This is a genomic window from Phyllobacterium sp. P5_D12 (genome assembly GCF_054049495.1).
Genome location: NZ_JBFUMG010000572.1, coordinates 1 through 2,765, shown reverse-complemented (window position 1 = coordinate 2,765; position 2,765 = coordinate 1). Strand labels below are relative to the sequence as shown.

Annotated in this window: 5 protein-coding genes; 2 read left to right on the top strand and 3 right to left on the bottom strand. The window is 51.1% G+C overall.

All coding sequences use genetic code 11. From position 1 onward, the window contains the following. On the top strand, nucleotides 1-362 hold a 362-nt coding region (locus ACXJ5O_RS23675), incomplete at its 5' end, for a baeRF12 domain-containing protein (RefSeq protein ID WP_457302039.1). A 248-nt stretch (nucleotides 363-610) separates the two neighbouring features. Here ACXJ5O_RS23675 and ACXJ5O_RS23670 read toward each other — a convergent pair. Together ACXJ5O_RS23670 and ACXJ5O_RS23665 are read right to left on the bottom strand one after the other, a co-directional pair. Beyond that, on the bottom strand, nucleotides 611-769 hold the full coding sequence (locus ACXJ5O_RS23670; RefSeq protein ID WP_162701846.1) for a hypothetical protein: 159 nt from the start codon (nucleotides 767-769) through the stop codon (nucleotides 611-613). Between the two features lie 202 nt (nucleotides 770-971). Then, nucleotides 972-1,115, bottom strand: a complete 144-nt coding sequence (locus ACXJ5O_RS23665; RefSeq protein WP_457302038.1) for a hypothetical protein — start codon at nucleotides 1,113-1,115, stop codon at nucleotides 972-974. Between the two features lie 372 nt (nucleotides 1,116-1,487). On the opposite strand from ACXJ5O_RS23665, the gene ACXJ5O_RS23660 reads away from it, so the two are divergent. After that, complete coding sequence (locus ACXJ5O_RS23660; RefSeq protein ID WP_457302037.1) at nucleotides 1,488-2,024, top strand: flavin reductase family protein; 537 nt, start codon at nucleotides 1,488-1,490, stop codon at nucleotides 2,022-2,024. Between the two features lie 2 nt (nucleotides 2,025-2,026). Here the strand turns inward: ACXJ5O_RS23660 and ACXJ5O_RS23655 are convergent, their stop codons facing one another. Further along, nucleotides 2,027-2,272, bottom strand: coding sequence for a hypothetical protein (locus tag ACXJ5O_RS23655; protein ID WP_112527121.1), 246 nt, complete (start codon nucleotides 2,270-2,272; stop codon nucleotides 2,027-2,029). Between the last annotated feature and the right edge of the window lie 493 nt (nucleotides 2,273-2,765).

The following is a 2,765-nucleotide window of genomic DNA, read 5'->3' as shown; positions in this document are numbered from 1 at the left end:
AGCATGTCCAACTCAGCACCATCCATGAAATGCATCACTCGAATCCGGCGACACGAGAACAGGGAAGCGACAGGCCGGGGCGTTTCAATGACGGACCAAGCCCGCACCGCAGTGCTGTCGAGGACACGGACTGGCATGAGATTTCCAAGAAACGGTTTGCCAAGGAAGTCGCCGACGCACTCTATAGCTATGCCCATAAGGGAGATTTCGAACGGCTGGTTGTGATTGCTCCACCGCTTGTACTAGGCGAAATGCGCCAGGAGTTTCACAAGGAAGTCTCCGACAGAATAGTCAGTGAAATCCCGAAAACCCTGACCAATCACCCGCTCACGGATATCCAGTCGATCCTGACAGAGAGTTAGCAAAGTGAAACGTGGCCGATTAGTCGGCTAAGCTGGTGTTATGACACTTCACAGTACACAAGCAAAACCCCTGCCGGGACCGGTAGGGGTTTCGCAAGTTGAGGCTTGATTTGGCTCTAACAAACTGGACTCTGGATAAGAATATCGCGCATCGTTTCAGTGCGGCGCAGGCTCAAGGTACCGCAACACTCAACCTGCAAAAATGCTAGCACATATCGCGAAAATTTCAAGGTTCAGATGGTAAAACTCTATCTTAAATTTGCCTTGCTACGTTCGCTTTCTTCTTCAAGCCGTTTGATTCTTTGCTCCAGGGCATTGATTGCCTTGAAGACAGCCACGCCCATACTTTTGAAATCACCGCTATGAATGGCTGCTTCGATCGCATGTTTGGCATCTTCAATCGACATTGTTTTCTCCACTCACGATTGCTGTTCAGCTCATGCAGAAAACCCAATCCTCAAGGGGCATGAGGATTGGGTCATGTTGGCTTTGTGGGGTTAAGCCAAGACTGGTTTGGGACCAGTAATATAGAAATGTTTCAAGTGTACGTTGGTTCCGGTTGCCAGCAAAATTATTCGGACAAAATTATCGGAAGTCGAAGGCCTGGAACTATGACGGCAGCAGGTTGAAAAGGACCGCCACATGAAACGCAAAGGCAGTCACAAACAGTATCACACCAAGGGCGCGACCCCTCACGGAACGGCGAACACCCTCGGGCGAATTGCGCGTGCTGGTGTAATCTGTTGAAGCCATCAGGATTATCCTCGTTGCCGAGGGGTCATCTTCCGACATTCCATACACGATTAACACGATAGAGATTATAATTCTCTGTGCCTAACAGGTAGAGTTTTGCGCTAATGCGGGAATTCGTGGAACTATTTTCCACAAGCTGTGCGATTACGAAACGGGATGGCTCTGTCGATAGTTGCGGATGAAATCCGGCACTCGCATCCATTGAAATCGATTTCTGGAAATCTGCGAAAAACGCAAAACAAAATCGCCAAATGCGGCCAATCGGAGCAAAGAGCGGTCTGGTTCGAGGCACGCCTGATGTGTTGCAATACAGCATAAGAGTTTTCCTTCGCATCCCGGCGGTTCGCGACAATCCAATGAATGAGGAAATGAATGTCCATTTTTCCAAGCGTGGCGCGTTTGGCCCACCACGAGCTGACCGTGGACGCCGACCTGTTCAAGGATTCGATGCGGCACCTGGCGGCGGCTGTAAGCGTCATTACAGTTGGACGTGGCGCCGACCGCACCGGCTTCACTGCGACGTCGGTCTCGTCATTGGCTATAGATCCGCCCTCGGTGATCGTCAGCATCAATCGCGCGTCTTCATCCTGGCCGGTCCTGCAGCGGCATGGCAGCTTCTGCGTCAACATGCTGGCGCACGATCAGCGCCATGTGGCCGACAGTTTTTMTGGAAGAGATGGTCGAAAGGGCGCGGAACGCTATCAAGGTGCGGATTGGCGGGAGCTCAGCACAGGGACGATGGCGCTGGTCAATGCGCYGGCGGTGCTCGATTGCGAACTTGACGATGCCATCGAGCGGCATTCGCACGGCATCCTGATCGGCAGGGTCAGGGCAGTGACGCTGCGTCACAACGCTGAACCGTTGATCTATTGGCATGGCGCCTATCGCCAGATCAGCACGCTGGGGTAAAATCAGGTTACGATGGCAGTGATTGAGGCCGCGATCAGCGCTACCGACACAAACAAAATCAATCCGTAAAGCCGGGGCTGATCGAAAATCACCGCGAAGCCAAGAAAAAATGCAGCGCATGCGGAAGCCAGCGCGAAAAGAAAAGCAGGTTTGTCAGCGGTAGTAATCGCGAAGGCCATCAGCCCGGCAATGATGAGTGCACCGAAGACGATGAAGATCCAAGTCGCGAAGGTTTCGTAGCGGTCCATCGTGTGCTCTCCGGTCAGTCCATGCGCTTCTATTTCGATTACAACGGAATATCAACAGGCAGTCAAATCCGGAAATAAGAGCGCCCACTTTGGACTCGAGCTGAGCTGATTGGAGCCAAATTTCGTATTACAAAAGAATATTTTGTTAACGAACGCCAAGTTTAAAGTCTTCCGGCGTACAAAAGTGAGACCAATTTACCACACTGGTAAAGTTCAGTGTGCTTACATTAAACCATGGGTTGCACACCCTTCGATGTGAAATTAGCCTGTACTCGCCGATATCGTTGTTTGGTCGCGGGGACTGCTTTGGGTAGTTGGCAATCCCTTATCATATGATCGCTATAGGGGGAATTACATGAAGTCGTCTAAGCTTTTTACACGAATCTTCTGGCTTTCTTCTGTTTCCCTCATAACACTCTCCACATCCAATCAAACCGCATTTGCAGCTTGTAACCTCGTCCCCACAGCAGGAAACGACGTTTATATTTGCGAC